The sequence below is a fragment of the uncultured Campylobacter sp. genome, assembly GCF_938015785.1.
Classification (GTDB): domain Bacteria; phylum Campylobacterota; class Campylobacteria; order Campylobacterales; family Campylobacteraceae; genus Campylobacter_B.
On record NZ_CALLWC010000065.1, the window covers coordinates 130,980 to 146,367 of the forward strand.

Here is a 15,388-nt window from a genome sequence, read left to right on the forward strand (position 1 = left end):
CAAGCTCTGTGGATGAGTTTAAAATTTCATAACTTACCCCTCTACGCGCCCCTCCCACACAGCGGGGGCGTCAAGCTCTACATATGAGGTTAAAATTTCATACGGCTCGTAGCTAAATTTATACGCCAGGCTCGGGCATTGCTTCACCGCGTAGCCCAGATAGATCCAGCGTAGCCCCAGATCTTGGGCGAACTCGATCTGTTTTAAAAGCGAAAATTTACCCAGACTTAGATGCGGCAGATACGGATCGTAGTAGCAATACACCGAGCTAATGCCGTCATCCACGATATCGATAAGATCGACGCAGATAAGCCGCCCGTCCTCGCCGTAGTAAGAAATTTCTTTGCCGAAGTCTCCGTGGCCCTGGACGTAAATTTCATCATACCGCTCAAAATCGATCTCTTGCAGAGGCCAGCCCTTTTTTAGACGCATGTAGTCGTGATAGAGCGCAAAAAGTTCCAAACGCGCATCGTTTAAAAGCGGGCGAGGTTGCCACGCATAGGCGGTCGTGCGATTATTTTTATAGACGCGGCGGTGCGATCTGCTAAATTTAAATTTTGAAGCATCGATGCGTAGGCTTTTGCACTCCGCACAGGCTGCGCAAATGGGCTTTTGGAAGTACCTGCCGAAGCGGCGGTAGCCGTGCTGCACTAAGCTTGAATTATATTCAAAGTCGCAGCCTTTTACGTAGAGATACTCGCTGCGCGCGGCTCTGCCGTCCAGATAGGGGCAGGCAAAATCCAGCGTGCAAAATGGAATTTCAGTCATTCAGCTTTTTGATATTTGCCGCGTCCACGTATTTTAAAAACTCGTCTTTGAGGCGCTTTTCGCGTGCGGCGATGCTCTCTTTGGCTACGTCGAATTCCTCCGCGACGCCGTCTAAGCCGCCCCCGCTTTGCAGGCTTAAATCATCATCTCTGAAAATATCTTTAAACTCGTCGCGATTAGGATTGAGCTTTTTAGGCTTTTTGAGCGCAGAGCTCGTCGCCTTGTCCTTAAGCATATCCTTTTTTATATCTTTTAGGCTATCTAAAAAATCCATAACTCTTTCCTAAATCCGCGCCGATTTGCGCATCGCAGCGGCGATAGCGGCGACCGCTTCGTTTTTACCGGGCTGCATATCGTCGATGGTGTTTTCTAAAATTTTAGCTAAATTTTTCTCGACGTAGCTAGTGTCGAAAAAGCCGAGCCGAAACTCGCGCGACTTGCTGATGCTAAGCAGAAACGGAATGATCGTACGCACCCCCTCGATGCGAAACTCTTTCAGCGCGCGCTCGAGCTTATTGACGGCTAGATCGTAGTCGGTGGTCTTGATGATAAGCTTGGCTAGAAGCGAGTCGTAAAACGGCGGAATTTTATAGTCTTTATAGATGTGGCTATCGACGCGCACGGAGGGACCTAGTGCAGGATAATAATCGCTAACGGTGCCGGGAACCGGGGTGAAATTTTTCCAGACGTTTTCGGAGGTAATACGCGCCTCGATCGCATAGCCGTGCGGCTTAATATCGCTTTGTTCAAGCTCTAAAATTTCGCCGTTTGCGATGCGGATCTGGCGCACGACAAGATCGACGCCCGTAACTTCCTCGGTGATGCCGTGCTCGACCTGGATACGGGTATTCATCTCCATAAAATAAAAATTGTTGTAATCATCGAGTAGGAATTCCACCGTGCCGACATTGGTATAATTCACCGCTTTTGCTGCGGCTACCGCGGTCGTACCCATCGTTTTACGTAGATGCTCGCTTATCGAAGGGCACGGCGCAATCTCGATAATCTTTTGATGGCGGCGCTGGATCGAGCAATCGCGCTCGCAAAGGTGAATGATGTTGCCGTAATTATCGCCGATGATCTGAAACTCGATATGGCGCGGTTTGACGACGAGTTTTTCCATAAAAATTTCATCGTTGTTAAAAAATGTTTTCGCCTCCCTCGTGCACGAATCGTAGGCGCTCTGCATATCCTTCTCGTCCCACACCTCGCGGATACCACGTCCGCCGCCGCCGCCGCTAGCTTTTAAAATCACGGGGTAGCCGATCTCGCGCGCATATTTTTTGATCGTATCCATGCTCTCGTGATTGAGCTTTTCGGTGCCCGGCACGATCGGAATGCCATTTTTGCGCATCAAATAGCGAGCGATGTTTTTGTTGCCCATTTTTCGGATAACGTCGGGCTTTGGGCCGATAAAAATAATGCCCGCGTCCTCGACCTCTCTTGCAAAGTCAAAATTCTCGCTCAAAAAGCCGTATCCCGGATGTATCGCATCAGCACCGCACTCTTTGGCGACTTCGACGATCTTTTTGGCATCCAGATAGCCTTTTAGCGCGTCCGCGCTTACTTCGTAGGCCTCATCGGCGATTTTTACGTGCAAGCAATCGATGTCGGGTTTGGTGTAGATCGCGACGCTTTTAATATGCAGATCTCTGCAGGCCCTAATGATGCGAACCGCGATCTCGCCGCGATTAGCAATAAGAATTTTACGTATCATAAATAATTGCCTCTTTTAAAAAAATACCGCGGTAATAATAGTATAAAAAATTTTATAGCAAGTTGAAATTTACAAAAGGCGGTTGAAATTACGGATAAAATTTAAAGAATATTTATGGTGCCCGAGGTCGGAATCGAACCGACACGAGGTCGCCCTCGCCAGATTTTGAGTCTGGTGCGTCTACCAATTTCACCACTCGGGCATTTAAAAAGTTATGATTGCATAAATTTAAAAGAGAAAAGCCCCGAAGACGGGGCTTGGAGCAAGAAAATTATTTTTTCTTCTTGCCTTTTGCAGCTGCAACAGCCTCTTTTAGCTGTTTGCCGACTTTAAATTTTACTACTTTAGTAGCAGGAGATTTGTAAGTTCTGTTTGTGCCAGGAACTTTACCCTCGCGAGCTGCACGCTCTGCGATGCCGAAAGATCCGAAGCCGATGAAGCTTATGTCATCACCTTTTACCAAAAGCTCTTTGATAGCCTCAAGTGCAGAATCTACTACCTTAACGGTATCTTTTTTAGAAAGACCTGCCTTATCGGCAACTACTTGGATAAAATCAGCTTTTTTCATGCTAATCCTTTAAAATAAAGTGGTTTGGGCGGTATTCTACAATAGTTTCGCAAAAAATACAATAGTTTTTTAAGAAAAAAACGCAAAAATCGGCAAAATTTAGCCGAATTTAGCCCAAATTCGTCAATTTTTCAGATTTTGCTTCTTGGAATTTCAAAATTTCGCCATATTTTTGGGGTCGATTTTTGAAATTTTGCCCAATTTCAAAAAAAATTCAAAATTTCTCCCCGCCGCGCCTCATTTTTATAAAATTTCTCCCCAGCCTGCCGCTTTAAAATATATAAACTATATTTTGTTATAATCCGCGCAAAATTTCAAAGGTTTTTTATGACTAAAATTTTAATGATAGAAGACGATTTAGAACTCGCCGAAATTTTAAGCGAATATCTGCAACAATACGATATCGATATCACCGTCGCGGACGATCCGTTTTTGGGGCTTTCCAAGCTAAATTTAGAAAATTTCAACCTCGTGATTTTAGACCTCACGCTTCCTGGGATGGACGGGCTTGAGGTCTGCAAAGAGATCCGCAAAAACACCGATATACCGATCATAATCTCAAGCGCCCGCCACGATCTGACCGATAAGATCAACGCTTTTGACTTCGGCGCGGACGATTATCTGCCAAAGCCTTATAATCCGCAAGAGCTTTTAGCGCGCATCAAACGCCACATCGAGCGCTACGACATAAACTCGCTTCAGCGCGCCGCTAAGCCCAAAAAAGACCTCGAAGTGGATGATTTCCGCCACGTCATCAGCTTCAAAGGACAGCCCCTGTCGCTCACCATCGCCGAATACGACGTACTTTCGTATCTCATCAAAAAGGAAGGCGGCGCGATCACCCGCGAGGAGCTCATCTACAACTGTAGCTCCATAAGCGAGGAATCCTCGAGCAAAAGCATCGACGTCATCATCGGTCGCATCCGTCTAAAGCTCGGCGAAACGTCTAAGGCGCCTAGCTACATCCACGCTATCCGCGGCGTAGGATACAAGCTGATACAGTAAGCGGGCCTGCGTACGCCGTCAATTTTAAAATTTAAAATGGTGAAAAGCCCAATATAGCGCAAACGGACGCAAAATGAAAGGATAAATATGATAGAGTGGATACAAAAATTTTTTAGCGGAGCGATACCGAAGCTGCTGCTAAATGCGACGCTAGAGACGCTGTATATGACCTTCGTAAGCACGGCTTTGGCGTTTATTTTAGGGCTCGTACTTGCGATCGTGCTTATCCTTACGCGTCGCGGCGGGCTTTGCGAAAACCGCATCATCTACGCCGTGCTGGACGTCGCGATAAACACGCTGCGAAGCTTTCCGTTTATAATTTTACTGATCGTGCTCTTTCCGCTTACGAAGCTTCTTGTCGGTGCGAGTATCGGCACCACCGCGGCGATCGTGCCGCTTACTATCGGCTCGGCGCCCTTCATCGCGCGGCTCATCGAAAGCGCGCTGCTGGAGGTCGATAGCGGCGTGATCGAGGCGGCGAAGAGCTTCGGCGCGAGCAAGACGCAGATCATCTTTCGCGTGATGTTCGTCGAGGCGCTGCCTAGCATCATCGGCGCGATTACGCTCACGCTCATCGTCATCATCGGATTTACGGCGATGGCGGGCACGGTCGGCGGCGGCGGGCTCGGCGACGTGGCGATCCGCTACGGCTTTCAGCGCTTCCGCCCCGATATAATGGCATACACAGTCGTGATCCTGATCGTGCTCGTGCAGATAATCCAAAGCATCGGAAATTTACTCTATAAAATTACGAAAAAGTAGGGGTTTAGACGGGGCCTCTTGCTATCGCGAAAAGTAAATGTACGAGCAATGACGCATACCGCAAGCGGTATTTGACTGCGCCCAAGCTTTGTCTTTTTGTGTTCGTATCTGGCTATTCGGCTATTCGTACTCTTGCTTGCATTGAAATTCTACGCTTAGCTTCGGCATCCATTCTCCGTGTTCGTAGCGGCAGAGTAAAAATTTTGATTTAAAATTTAACTGTAATCGTTCGGTAAAAATTTAAAGAATTTCGAGCATATAAAATACACAGAGGTGGGCTTGCCTTAGTATTTCTCGCCGGGCGGTTTGAAATTTCAGGCGGGTTTGGGGCGGCGCATAAATTTACGCTAAAATTTAACGAAAATCGGTGCGATCTGCTCGCAAAATTTTAAAAAGGATAGTTATGATTCTACCTTCAAACTACGATGATATCGACTTTGACGCGCTTTATAAGGCGCAAAAGGCAAAAAGCTCATTCGGCAAAAAGTTGGCCGAGCATTGGGATAAAAAGGCGCCCAGCTTCAACGAAGGCGTGATGAAAAGCGCCTACGCGCGCGAGTTTATAGACAAGGTCGATTTTGCTGGCGTCTCCACGCTGCTTGATTTCGCATGCGGCGCAGGCGCGCTAAGCGTGCTGGCGGCGGAAAAGGTGGATCAAATTTACGGCTATGATTTTTCGCCCAAAATGCTGGAATTCGCCCGCGAGAACGCTAAAGCCTACGGCGCGAAAAATGCGAAATTTGCGCAAAAAGCCTTCGAGGACGACTGGTCTGACGTGCCCGCGTGCGACGTCGTTTTCGCCTCGCGCTGCCTTGAGGTGGACGATCTAAAAACTGCGCTTAATAAGCTTCTTTCAAAGACCAAAAAGGCGCTGTATATCACGTTTAAGGTGGGCAGCAGCTTCGTGGACGGGGATATTTTGGACGCGATAGGGTGCGAAGTGGAACAAAAGCCAGGCTTCGTCTATCTTTTAAATATCTTGTTTCAAATGGGCTATCTGCCGAGCCTCAGCTATATCAAAGCCTGGTGTCACGGCGGCGGAGCGAAAAGTGTGGAGGAGTTTGTGCAAAAGACGCGCTGGGGGCTTGGCGGCGAGCTAAGCGGCACGGAGGAAGCACTGCTGGCGGAGTATTTTAACAGCGGCAAATACGAGCCAAAGCGAGATTTTATGCACTGGGCGTTCGTGCGGGTGGATAAAATGGATGAGCTTTAGCTTGGTTGCCTTATTTTATGAATGAAGCAGGATAAATTTTGAAGCTAAATTTAGCTAGAAAAAAAGCGTAAATTTAGCCTGCCAAAAATTTTATCGATAAAATTGCAAGAGCCGGTAAGTATTCATTTTTAAAAATTTAATGCAAAATCGAGATTGTTTGCCTGCTAAAAAAGAAGCAAGCCAAAAAAATCTCGCTTCATTAAATTTAAAACACTACGGAGTAAAAAAGCAAAATTTGAGCTAAAATAACCAGGAAAGGCGGTAAAATGCAAACGCAAAAAGACAAAATCCCCGCGGACATCAGCCAAATTCCGCAAGAAATTTTAAAAAGCTACGATAGATTTCGCTTTTGTAGATATCTGTTTTTAGGGGCACTTTTGACCTTCCTGATTTATATCGTCGTGTTTCTTACGTTTGTACATGATGCGCCCATAATGTCGTTTTTATGCATGCTTGCGCTATCTGCGATAAATATACTCGTCTGCCTAAACAGGCTGAAGTATAAAAAATACGCCCTGCTTTTATTTAGCGATGCAGATAAAGCCTTTATGCTTATATGCATACATGTGGCTGCGATATTTTACGTTCTTTATGCTTTTGTCGGATTTTATTTACAGATAAAATATCACATAGACTGGGATACGCGTCAGATTATACCCGCTATTTTTATCGCTATTCCGGTGGCGATAATAACATATAACGCAAATCCGGAATTTGACGCCGATGAGACCGTGTATCTACCAGCGCCAAAATCGAAGACAAAAATTAGCGGAGCGGTCGCTGATAAAATTTCCGGCGAGCAAAATTTTAACAAAACAAACGGCGAGGCGCAAGCTACCCAAGATGAAACCGCTAAATTTGAGCAAAAATTTAATGACACGAGCCTTGAAGCAGAATCTATCCAAAGCAAAGTGGAAGCGCTAGAGTACGGCAAAGCTCTAGCACAAATCGCAAAAAATTTAAAGCAAAAATATCAACTTCACCGTTTGATCAGATTTACTTTCGCGAGTTTTGCGACAACGGTTTTTTTGATTTTATTTTTACCAAATTCGTACGAATTACACTGGGCGTTTATAATTAGCGCCGTTTGCACGATTATATTTTTCTTTTCAAAACGCAGATACAGCAAATTTTTCGTAGAAAATCCCGAAAAAAGCAATACGATTTTCGCGATAGAAAATTTTGCGATTGTGACATTAGTTTTGTATTATCCCATTATGGCTATAGCGTTATGGCTTGCCGGCGGCGGTAGTGAATCTAACGATATAGGGCTATTTTTTGGCTTATTTTATCTTCTAGCAGTGACGCCTGTGTCCGTTATTACTACCCTTGTTTGCCTAGCACGCAACTTAAGCGTTTATAAAGAGATAAAAGAGTGAAATTAGTAAAATTTAAACGAATTTTTAAATAACTTTATCGCGCAAATATATTTCATCAGCTCCTTGTCGGAGTATCCTTTTGCTGTGGAATAACAGCTTGAATTTAGAATTTAAATCAATCCAAAGCAGCACTTTGCGTCTTTAAATTTGCAAGCCCGCCATCTTTAAATATATCTATTATCTGCGTTTATTAAAACGCTCCAAATTAGCTGAGTGTAGAAGTAAGAATAAAGAAGCGTGGAGATTTTAGGCATAGCAAATGCGTTTAAATTTGATCTTAAACGCTCAAGGCTACTGCGTTAGCTTGCATTTCAGCGCCTCTTGCAAAAGTGCATTGGCTACTACTCTCTCCTTTTTTACGAAGATAAAATTTTCGCCGTATTCGCTCTGCAACTCACTTTGCGGATCGGCGCCCGTATGCATCACTATGATATTTGCTTTTAAATTAGAGCCGTTTAGCATCTTAGCGACGATGTCGAGCTTTTGCTGATTTGCGATCGTCAGGATGATGACCGACGCATCGCGCGCATGCAGCTCGTCGATCGCAGTTTTTTGCATTATATTTACAAAGTATATATTCTCTCCGCGCGATTTGCCCAGATCCACAAGCTCTAAATCACTCTCGGCGACTACGTATAGCAGCCCCTGATCTTTAAGGCGTAGCACAACTTCTTGCCCTATCCTGCCGTAGCCTGCTACAATGATGTGATTTTTCATCGGCGGGATTTGAGTTTTATGCTCCTCATCCTCGAGCTTTTCAACCTTAGATTCGAAACGGTTGGCGATTTTGTTTAAATTTTTAAGAATAAACGGCGTTAAAATCATCGTCGCGGTTACGACTGTAATTAAAATTTGCCCGTTTTCCTTACTTAGCATATCGCGGCTCATCAGTAGCGAAAAGATCGCAAGCGCAAACTCACCTATCTGGCATAGCGACAGCGCCGCTTTTAGCGCTATCCTTTTGCCGGTCGAGAGAAATAAGATCGCGTAAATCACAACCGTTTTAAGCGCCATTATAACGATAATAGCGAGCAGGATCAGCCCATAGTGCGAGACGATTACTTCAAAATTTATCTGCATGCCAATCGTGATAAAGAAAAGCCCCAGCAGTATGTCTCGAAACGGCGTCAGATCGGCCTCTATCTCGTGTTTATACTCGGTTTCTGCGATGAGCATGCCCGCGATGAATGCGCCCAGCGTGTACGAAAAACCAAAAACATGCGCCAAAAAGCTAGCCCCCACGACAGTAAAAAGAATGGTCGCGATGAAAATTTCTTTAGAATTTGTCCTTACGACGTAGTAGAGGAAGCGGTTAAAAGCAAATTTACCGAGCACGAAAAGGATCACTACCACTATGGCGGCGCTTACAGCGGTTTTTAAGATTAGATAGTTCACGGGGGTATTGTCAGTCGAGCCGAATATGTCAATCATCAGCAAAATAGGGATGACGGCGAGATCTTGAAAGAGCAGGATCCCAAGCACCTTGCGCCCGTAGTTTTGGTTGATTTCGCCTGTTTCGTTGAGCGTTTTTAGCACGATCGCCGTAGAGCTAAGCGCGAGCGCAAGCCCGATAATCATCACGGTTTTTATGTTTCCGCCGAAAGCTTGATCGATGATGAGCGCTAAGATAATACCGGTGCCGAGTACTTGGAGTATGCCATTAAAAAACACGTCCTTTTTCATACTCATCAGGTGATGGAAGCTAAACTCAAGCCCGATGGTAAACATCAAAAAGACGATGCCAAATTCCGCCAGCTCGGACATATGGGCGTTTTCGACACTGCTTAAGCTATAGATCTGCGAAAAGCACACGCCCGCGACGATATAGCCGATGATGGTGGGAATTTCAAAGATTTTAAAAACGATATTTAGCACTATCGCAAGCGCGGTGATCGCAAGAAATAGCTCTATAACAAGCTCCATTAACTCCCTTTTTTGTAAGATTATACGTAAAATTTAGCGCTAAATTTATTGTCAAATTTTACATTATCCGTGACCATTTACCGGAGGCGATAATTGATGAAATTTATCTTTTCATATAAATTTACGGGTAAATTTTATAATGTGATTCTACTAAAATCCCGCTTAAAAATAGAGAAATTATGTCGCACTTTATCGCTAAATTTAGAGGTTCGCGGCAAAATTTTAAAGCCTAACACGGCTTGGAATTTTAAATTTTAAAGCTAAATTATATAAGACGGCTTTTAAATTTAATCGCAAGCAAATTTACTTGGGTTTGCTTAGCGCAACTTTAAATTTAACGCACCCACAAATCCTCTCTGAAAGTCAAAATTTATCGCTTGGATCTACGCTTGCGAGGCGATCTTGCTTTTTGATAGCATTAAAATTTTAGCTTATAGCGCTAAGATCTCGATTTTTGTTAAGCTTTAATCTTTATCTCGCAGACCTTTATTCTGTCTCTCCGCCAAGCTCTAAAATTTTAGCCCGCAGCTCCTCGATCTCGCGCTCATACTCGGCGATCCTTTCTTGCAGGCGAAAGATCACGTCCACGCCCGCAAGATTGACGCCAAGCTCCTTTGTAAGGTTTAAAATCATGCGTATGCGGTCCATATCATGCGCCGAGTACAGGCGCATCTTGCCCTCCGTGCGCCCCGGGCTTACGAGTCCTTCGCGCTCGTATTGCCGCAGCGTCTGCGGATGGATATCTAGGACCTTCGAAACTATCGATATGAGATAGACCGGCTCATCGTAATCATGCATTTTGATGCCTCCTTATAGCTTTTGCAGCGCGGCTTTGACGTCCTCGTCCAGCGAATCGACGTCGGGCAAAACGACATTTACCACCGCGTATAGATCGCCTAAAATTTTACTCTTGCGGTTTTGCACGCCATAGCCTTTTAAGCGGTATTTCTGCCCGTTTTTGGTATTCTTTGCGATCTTTATCGTTGCGCTTTTACTTGGCGTCGAAATTTCTACTTTTCCACCAAACATCGCCGTTTTTAAAGGCACGTCGATTTTTTTGAAAAGATCGTCGCCTTCACGCGTATACTCGGAGCTTGGCGCGATTTTTATTTCCAAAATTAGATCGCCGCTTTGAGCACCTGATTTTTGTCCTTTACCCCTGATGCGCAGCTTTTCGCCCGCATTGATGCCCGCGGGTACTTTAAATTTAACCGTCTCGCCGCCCACGCGCACGCTCATCTCGCCGCCTTGTATCGCGGTTTCAAAAGGAATTTCAATCGAGCTGTGCGTATCTAGGCTCTGCGCGCCGCCAAATCCGCCACCGAAACTACTGCCGCTAAAGCCACTAAAACCCTCGCCACCGCCGAATGTGCTAAAGCTAAATCCACCGCGCGAGCCTGCGCTTTTTGCGCCGAAAGAGCCGCCGAAAATGCTGTTTAGGATGTCGTTTAGATCACCCATGTTTGCCGAGCCCTGCGCGAAATCATGGAAATTCTGTCCGCCGAACATCTCGTCGCCGTGGCGGTCATACTGCGCGCGCTTTTTCTCGTCGCTTAAAATTTCATACGCGGCGTTGATCTCTTTAAATTTATCCTCAGCTCCTGGTTCTTTATTGATATCCGGGTGATACTTGCGAGCCAGCCTGCGGTAAGCTTTTTTAATCTCCTCGGCGCTTGCTGATTTATCCACGCCTAAGGTTTCGTATAAACTGCTTGTGCTTGCCATTTTAATCCTTAAAATCTTAAAATTTATGTAGATTATATCATAAAACTTTAGTGAGTGTCAATCAAGTTTGCTAAATTCTATTTATAAATTTTAATTTTGCGTTAAGAATATATTAGCGGACAAAATTTATAATTCCGCCAAAATTTCATTATCACAAAGGAAGCAAAAATGAAAAAATCGATCATCATATCGATAGCTTTAGCAGGTACGCTTTTTGGCGCCAGTATCGACATTAAAGAAGCTCCAAGCAATTATGAGCGCGTAAATCCGGGCTTTAATCAAGACGTGGTGCTTTCGTATCACAGCTCACTTGCGGACGTAAAAAAATCCGTCGTCAATATCGCAACTAAAACCAAGATCAAAGCAGGCAACAGCCCGATGTCACAGATGTTTGACGATCCGTTTTTTAAGCAATTTTTCGACTTTGACATTCCGCAGCAGCAGGAGCGCGAGGGAAGCTCGCTAGGCTCTGGTGTCATCATCTCCGAAGACGGCTATATTGTCACAAATAATCACGTAATAGAAAATGCCGACGAAATCGTAGTTACACTACTAGAAGGCGATAAAGAGTATAAAGCCAAGGTAATCGGCACCGACCCTAAAACCGACCTTGCAATCATTAAAATCGACGAAAAAAATCTCTCTGCGGTTAAATTTGCCGACTCGTCCAAGGCTATGGAAGGCGACATCGTCTTTGCCATCGGAAATCCGTTCGGCGTGGGCGGCACCATCACTCAAGGCATAATCTCAGCACTAAATAAAAACAACATCGGATTAAATCAATACGAAAATTTCATCCAAACCGACGCTTCGATCAATCCGGGCAACTCAGGCGGCGCGCTAGTGGATAGTCGCGGCGCGCTTTTGGGAATAAATTCCGCTATTTTAAGTCGCGGCGGCGGAAATAACGGCGTAGGCTTTGCGATCCCTTCAAATATGGTAAAAGAGATCGCTGAAAAGCTCATCACAAACGGCAAGATCGAGCGTGGCTTTATAGGCGTTACAATCTCAGATATGTCTAAAGACCAAAAAGAGCTCTATGAAAGCAAAGAGGGTGCACTAATCTCAAGCGTCGAAAAAGACATGCCTGCCGATAAAGCGGGCATCAAGCGCGGCGATTTGATTACCAAAATAAACGGCAAATCTATCAAAAACGCCAACGAGCTAAAAAATTTAATCGGCTCAATGGCTCCAGGAAGCTCAGTGGATGTAGAATTTGAGCGCGACGGCAAAAGCAAGAGCACGACTATCAAGCTAGACGCGATGAAATCCGACTCCACCACCTTAGGCTCAGCTGGCGAGGACTCAAAAAGCGCAATAGAGGGGCTAAAGCTAAGGACGTTAAATGACAGCTTGCGCCGCAAATATAACCTCGACGACGATGTCTCGGGTGCCCTCGTCTTAAGCGTCAAAGATGGCTCAAAAGCCGATGATTACGGCTTTGAGGTAGGCGACGTGATCATCCAAGTCGGTCAAAACGATGTCAAAAGCACAGACGACTTCGATCGATACATCAAAGATTACAAGGGCAAGAAAACCCTAGTTTGGGTTATCAGACGCGGAATTCCGCAAGGTCTTGTAATCCGCTAAGCTTGGTCCACCAAGCTTAGCGGCGAGAAACGCGAAAGCGTTAAAATTTAACCGCGGCAAACCCGGGACAAAGCATTAGCGGAGCATTGCGAGTAAGTAAGCAGAAACTTTTGAGATTTTGGGCTTTTTGACAAGCGAAATTCCTAGCTTTCGAGCGTAAGAGATACATAAACTATAAAAATGGGCTTTTGGTGAGCATTAAAATGCTGCCGAAAGCCCTCTGCTATTTTAAAGCACCTCCGCTGAAAGCCCCGATTTCGCTTGAAATTCTTAGAATTTTGCTTTTGTTTTCACTTAGAATTTTTAAAATTTAACCCTTCGCGCCGCTACTTTATCGTTTTTTCGACTCACCTGGAACTGCTTTAAAATTTTAAACGACATACCGTAGAATCATGTGCTTCTAGCCTAGAATTACTTCAAATTTTAATTCCTCTCATATATATTACTTCACTTTAAATTCTATAAATCCAAATTTATAAAATTTATGCCCTACCATATTTCTGCTACCAGAAACTACCACCTTTTTATTCTATCACTTTTTCCAGCTACGTCACTTCTTGGGAATTCCGCTGGCTAAATTTTAAAGTCGGAATTTTAAAATTTCATCATTTTGTAATCGTAATTTTTCGTTTAAGCTTCGATAACAAAAATAAGCTGAAATTTTACTTTATTATCGAAAACGTTGCATCACAATACCCATTTTTTCGCATTAAGCTACCTTTCGTTAGAAATTGTATTAAATTTATTGTAAATAGGTATTTTTATAGTATAATGGATAGTTTTTATTTTTTACGAAGGATTACAACTATGAAAGATATTAAGATACCGATTATTTCCGGTTTAAGTTTGGCGGCATGCTTAGCCATTGCTCCTTCACAAGCTTTAGCCGGTAATGGAGTCATAACGGTAACTAAAAGTGACGGCACCCCAAGTCAATTATATAAATCATCAGGCGAAAATTACTCGGGCGGCTTTGAAAGTAAAGCAAATGCTCACGGACAAAACGATAATAATATCGTAACAATAAGAGGCGTTACCTCGGGCGGCGAAAGTACTTGGAAGCGCACGATCTATGGTGGAGGCAACGGCGATGGTACCAATTTGGGGCAGGGTTTTTTATATGAGCAAGTTACCTCGGCAAATAATAATATACTTAATGTCAATAATGGCGCTACGGTGGCGATACTTGTGGGCGGCGAAGGAAAAGGCGCACAAAACAATACTGTAAATTTGAATGACGCAGAAGTTCATTATGTCGTACTCGGCGGTAACGGCACGTGGTACGGCAGAGCAAGCAATAGCGGAGACGCCATACACAATATCGTAAATGTTAGCGGCGCTACTAAGATATACTACAAGAATTTTAATAATTTTAACAGCACATCGCTAATGGGCGGTAGAGCGACCGGTACAAACCAAGCAAATAATAATGAAGTAAATATCAGTGGAACACCTATCATCGACGGTAGAATCGCGGGTGCTGCGGTAGAAAACGGCGGCGCAGACGGTAATAAAGTAAATATTACCGGTGTTGTAAATTTATCAAACGTAAATGGAGTAATAGCTGCAGAAAATAGCACCGCTATTTTGCAAAACAATGTCGTAACTATAGATAATAACGGCGCTAAAGTCACTGATGTTTTGGTCGCCAACGGTACAGGCGGCGGCATTACCGGAGGCGGCGGTAAGGCAACGGCTAAAAACAACCACGGTTGGTTGAAAAAAGGCGAAGTTGGAAATATCAACGGCGCGTATATGGTTAGCAAAACCGAAAAAAATCACTCTACTATAGAGGGTGGTCATGTAACTAACTACGTATACGGAAGTTATTATAGAAACGACGCTCATAATCTTGCTTCCAATAGCCAGGGCGATTATGTTACCATCAGCGGCGGTACCGTAGATAAAGCGATTTATGGCGCTTTTACATATTACGGCGACATAGATGGAGCTCATGTAGATATGAGTGGTGGTAAAGTCGTGGGCACGAATGTTGCTGGCGATGACGGAGTATTTGGTGGGCTTAGCTACGACGGCACTGTTAATAATAGCTATTTAGATCTAACAGGCGGTGAGATAAGCGGTGATGCAATCGGCGGAAGAAGCAACAATAAAGATGTCGCGAATAACTACGCAAAAATTAATGGTGGCGCAAAAATAGGCGGAAGATTGATCGGTGGAGAAAGTCGCGGCGGAACGGTTACTAATAGTTATTTAGATCTGACCGGCGGCGAGATCGGTCAACAAGCCATAGGCGGCAAGAGCAAAACAGGCGCTTCAAATAATAAAGTAACCTCTATTGGCACGACTTTTAAAAAGGGCGTTACCGGCGGAGAAAGCTCTAACGGCGCCGTAACCGGCAGTAGGGTATTTTTGACTAGCTCCAAAGTCGGCGAGAATATTTATGGTGGTAATGCAGCAGGTGGCAAAGCGGAAGATAACCATGTCAAACTTAGAGGGAATAACGTCGTAACCGGTGAAATTTACGGCGGCACATCCACTACTAACGATGCTTCAAGAAATATAGTAGATATAGAAGACGGCGAAGTAGGCGGTACGATTTTTGGCGGAAGAGGCGTAAACTCATTTAACAATACCGTAAATTTAACTCGCACTCACGCCAAAAATCAAGTCAACGGTGGCGGCGTTAATACGAGTGGCGGCAGTACCCACGATAATAAAGTAACCTTAGACGGCGCTAAGGTGGACGGTATCGTAAGCGGCGGTCAAGCCAATAG

At 44.6% G+C, this 15,388-nt stretch carries 13 protein-coding genes and 1 tRNA gene; 6 read left to right on the plus strand and 8 right to left on the minus strand.

Annotation, left to right across the window (positions count from 1 at the left end; genetic code table 11):
• Window positions 1-33: 33 nt before the first annotated feature.
• The 5 genes from Q0393_RS09585 to Q0393_RS09605 form a co-directional block, all read right to left on the minus strand.
• On the minus strand, window positions 34-768 hold the full coding sequence (locus Q0393_RS09585; RefSeq protein WP_298979777.1) for an arginyltransferase: 735 nt from the start codon (window positions 766-768) through the stop codon (window positions 34-36).
• Window positions 761-1,042: a hypothetical protein gene (locus Q0393_RS09590; protein ID WP_298979779.1), complete on the minus strand. Its 282-nt coding sequence runs from the start codon at window positions 1,040-1,042 to the stop codon at window positions 761-763. The genes Q0393_RS09585 and Q0393_RS09590 overlap by 8 nt, the downstream gene beginning before the upstream one ends.
• Before the next feature lie 9 nt (window positions 1,043-1,051).
• Window positions 1,052-2,485 (minus strand): acetyl-CoA carboxylase subunit A, encoded by a 1,434-nt coding sequence (locus Q0393_RS09595; protein ID WP_298979780.1) that lies wholly within the window; start codon window positions 2,483-2,485, stop codon window positions 1,052-1,054.
• A gap of 115 nt (window positions 2,486-2,600) precedes the next feature.
• A tRNA-Leu gene (locus Q0393_RS09600) sits at window positions 2,601-2,687 on the minus strand.
• A 69-nt stretch (window positions 2,688-2,756) separates the two neighbouring features.
• Window positions 2,757-3,053 (minus strand): HU family DNA-binding protein, encoded by a 297-nt coding sequence (locus Q0393_RS09605; RefSeq protein WP_291937435.1) that lies wholly within the window; start codon window positions 3,051-3,053, stop codon window positions 2,757-2,759.
• 327 nt (window positions 3,054-3,380) lie between these two features.
• Between Q0393_RS09605 and Q0393_RS09610 the strand changes: the two genes are divergently transcribed.
• The 4 genes from Q0393_RS09610 (at window position 3,381) to Q0393_RS09625 (ending at window position 7,412) form a co-directional block, all read left to right on the plus strand.
• Window positions 3,381-4,058, plus strand: a complete 678-nt coding sequence (locus tag Q0393_RS09610) for a response regulator transcription factor (protein WP_297882598.1) — start codon at window positions 3,381-3,383, stop codon at window positions 4,056-4,058.
• Between the two features lie 87 nt (window positions 4,059-4,145).
• Window positions 4,146-4,820 carry a methionine ABC transporter permease gene (locus Q0393_RS09615; RefSeq protein WP_298979782.1) on the plus strand — a complete coding sequence of 225 codons (675 nt, stop codon included), beginning with the start codon at window positions 4,146-4,148 and terminating at the stop codon, window positions 4,818-4,820.
• A 403-nt stretch (window positions 4,821-5,223) separates the two neighbouring features.
• Complete coding sequence (locus tag Q0393_RS09620) at window positions 5,224-6,033, plus strand: class I SAM-dependent methyltransferase (RefSeq protein ID WP_298979783.1); 810 nt, start codon at window positions 5,224-5,226, stop codon at window positions 6,031-6,033.
• A gap of 266 nt (window positions 6,034-6,299) precedes the next feature.
• Window positions 6,300-7,412, plus strand: a complete 1,113-nt coding sequence (locus Q0393_RS09625; protein ID WP_298979785.1) for a hypothetical protein — start codon at window positions 6,300-6,302, stop codon at window positions 7,410-7,412.
• A 291-nt stretch (window positions 7,413-7,703) separates the two neighbouring features.
• Here Q0393_RS09625 and Q0393_RS09630 read toward each other — a convergent pair whose 3' ends face one another.
• The 3 genes from Q0393_RS09630 to Q0393_RS09640 form a co-directional block, all read right to left on the minus strand.
• A complete protein-coding gene (locus Q0393_RS09630) occupies window positions 7,704-9,335 on the minus strand; it encodes a cation:proton antiporter (protein ID WP_295152028.1) in 1,632 nt (543 codons plus the stop codon).
• A gap of 486 nt (window positions 9,336-9,821) precedes the next feature.
• Window positions 9,822-10,133, minus strand: a complete 312-nt coding sequence (locus Q0393_RS09635; RefSeq protein ID WP_298786524.1) for a helix-turn-helix transcriptional regulator — start codon at window positions 10,131-10,133, stop codon at window positions 9,822-9,824.
• 12 nt (window positions 10,134-10,145) lie between these two features.
• Window positions 10,146-11,060, minus strand: a complete 915-nt coding sequence (locus Q0393_RS09640) for a DnaJ C-terminal domain-containing protein (protein WP_298979787.1) — start codon at window positions 11,058-11,060, stop codon at window positions 10,146-10,148.
• Window positions 11,061-11,228: 168 nt separating this feature from the next.
• Here Q0393_RS09640 and Q0393_RS09645 point away from each other — a divergent pair, with 168 nt between their 5' ends.
• Window positions 11,229-12,650 (plus strand): Do family serine endopeptidase, encoded by a 1,422-nt coding sequence (locus Q0393_RS09645; protein ID WP_298979788.1) that lies wholly within the window; start codon window positions 11,229-11,231, stop codon window positions 12,648-12,650.
• 807 nt (window positions 12,651-13,457) lie between these two features.
• Window positions 13,458-15,388, plus strand: a 1,931-nt coding sequence (locus tag Q0393_RS09650; protein WP_298979790.1) for a hypothetical protein, incomplete at its 3' end; no start/stop codon positions are given.

Coding starts and splice junctions, on each gene's coding strand:
- Q0393_RS09585 (WP_298979777.1), bottom strand. CDS start 768: ATGACTGAAATTCCATTTTGCACGCTGGATTTTGCCTGCCCCTATCTG.
- Q0393_RS09590 (WP_298979779.1), bottom strand. CDS start 1,042: ATGGATTTTTTAGATAGCCTAAAAGATATAAAAAAGGATATGCTTAAG.
- Q0393_RS09595 (WP_298979780.1), bottom strand. CDS start 2,485: ATGATACGTAAAATTCTTATTGCTAATCGCGGCGAGATCGCGGTTCGC.
- Q0393_RS09605 (WP_291937435.1), bottom strand. CDS start 3,053: ATGAAAAAAGCTGATTTTATCCAAGTAGTTGCCGATAAGGCAGGTCTT.
- Q0393_RS09610 (WP_297882598.1), top strand. CDS start 3,381: ATGACTAAAATTTTAATGATAGAAGACGATTTAGAACTCGCCGAAATT.
- Q0393_RS09615 (WP_298979782.1), top strand. CDS start 4,146: ATGATAGAGTGGATACAAAAATTTTTTAGCGGAGCGATACCGAAGCTG.
- Q0393_RS09620 (WP_298979783.1), top strand. CDS start 5,224: ATGATTCTACCTTCAAACTACGATGATATCGACTTTGACGCGCTTTAT.
- Q0393_RS09625 (WP_298979785.1), top strand. CDS start 6,300: ATGCAAACGCAAAAAGACAAAATCCCCGCGGACATCAGCCAAATTCCG.
- Q0393_RS09630 (WP_295152028.1), bottom strand. CDS start 9,335: ATGGAGCTTGTTATAGAGCTATTTCTTGCGATCACCGCGCTTGCGATA.
- Q0393_RS09635 (WP_298786524.1), bottom strand. CDS start 10,133: ATGCATGATTACGATGAGCCGGTCTATCTCATATCGATAGTTTCGAAG.
- Q0393_RS09640 (WP_298979787.1), bottom strand. CDS start 11,060: ATGGCAAGCACAAGCAGTTTATACGAAACCTTAGGCGTGGATAAATCA.
- Q0393_RS09645 (WP_298979788.1), top strand. CDS start 11,229: ATGAAAAAATCGATCATCATATCGATAGCTTTAGCAGGTACGCTTTTT.